Annotated in this window: 2 protein-coding genes; one reads left to right on the forward strand and one right to left on the reverse strand. The window is 75.9% G+C overall.

Translation table 11 applies throughout. From position 1 onward, the window contains the following. A partial coding sequence (locus tag AB0L40_RS27825; RefSeq protein WP_364362051.1) for a phosphoenolpyruvate carboxykinase domain-containing protein occupies positions 1-335 on the forward strand: 335 nt, incomplete at its 5' end. A gap of 291 nt (positions 336-626) precedes the next feature. Here AB0L40_RS27825 and AB0L40_RS27830 read toward each other — a convergent pair. Next, positions 627-1417 (reverse strand): L,D-transpeptidase (locus tag AB0L40_RS27830; protein ID WP_364362053.1); only part of this gene is annotated, 791 nt, incomplete at its 5' end.

Below are 1417 nucleotides of genomic sequence, written 5' to 3' on the forward strand. Positions count from 1 at the left end.
TCTACGTCAACTGGTTCCGCAAGGACGCGGACGGCCGGTTCATCTGGCCCGGCTTCGGCGAGAACTCCCGCGTCCTCGAATGGATCTTCCGCCGCACCGAGGGCAAGGCCGAGGCCGTCGAGACCCCCATCGGTCTCGTCCCGAAGGCGTCGGACCTCAACGTCGACGGCCTGGACATCACGCCCGAGGCGCTCGAGGGCCTGCTGACGGTCGACGAGGCCGCCGTGGCCGCCGAGCTCCCGCAGATCGAGGAGTACCTCGCCACCTACGGCGACGCGCTGCCCGCTGAGATCACGGCGCAGCTCGACGCGCTGAAGGCGTCGCTGAGCGCCTGAGCACCCGCCCGGCGTCGCCGGGCGACCCGAGGCACCCGAACGCCGCCGGCTCCCCGGCGGCGTTCGTCGTTCCGGGGTGGTCCCGTCGTCGGAGTACGGGACGGCCGGCGTGGGTGGTACGCACGCTCGGGGCGACAGAGTCGTTCCCGCGCCCGCGCGCGTAGGAGCGCTGGAGCGCCGCTGGGGTCCGGCGGAGGAGCGCGGCGGAGAATCCCTCGGGAATCGCGTCCCGAGGGCCCCAGCGGGGCCGCAACGGCGCCGAGGCGGGACGGGAGATCGCCCGCGGGCGGCTCAGAGGCGGATCTGGACCGGGGTGCCGGGCCGGAGGCGGTCGACGAGCCAGCGCACGGCCTCGTTGTCGACGCGGACGCAGCCGTGGGAGCGGGCCGTGCCCAGCGGGTCGTTCAGGCTCGCCCCGCCGCGGCCGTGGATCGCGACGCGGCCCGGGCCGCCGCCGTAGTCCTCGAGGACCTCGGAGTGCGCGCTGAGGTGGATCGCCCAGGGGCCGATGAACCCGTTGGGATCGCGTTGCGCGGCCGCGAACGAGACGGCGAAGAGGCCGCGCGGGGTGGGGGTGGCCGGTGCGCCGACCACCGCGTGGATCGTGCGCCGCAGCCGGCCGCGGCGGTAGACGCGCACGGTGCGGGTCGACGTGCGCACGTCGACCCACCAGATGTTCCGCTTCAGCCGCACGGCCGTGGACGGGATCCAGCCGGCGAGGTCGTTGGGCCTGGCGGTCAGCCGGACCTTCAGCCAGTTCTTGCGCCCGCGGTCGGTGGACTTCCAGGCGAGCACGAGGAGCTCCGTCGTGCGGCCGTCGCCGCCGGAGATGGTCCGGTTGACGCGGCCGACGACCCGTCCGTGCCCCGGGCTCCGCCGCGCGGGGGCCGGGGTCAGGACGCGCGCGATCCAGGCGCCGCCCTTCCGGCTCGGCGGGCGGACGGTGCGCGGGTCGACGCTCGCGTCAGCCGTGTCCGCGTCGGGGTCGGGGTCGGGCTTCGCGGCCGCGGCGCCGACCGCGGCGGCCGCGGGGATGGGGAAGGCCCGGACCGGGAAGGCCGGGGAAGGGGTGCCGGGGAAGG

It is taken from the genome of Patulibacter sp. NPDC049589 (genome assembly GCF_040675535.1).
In the GTDB taxonomy this organism is placed as follows: Bacteria; Actinomycetota; Thermoleophilia; order Solirubrobacterales; family Solirubrobacteraceae; genus Patulibacter.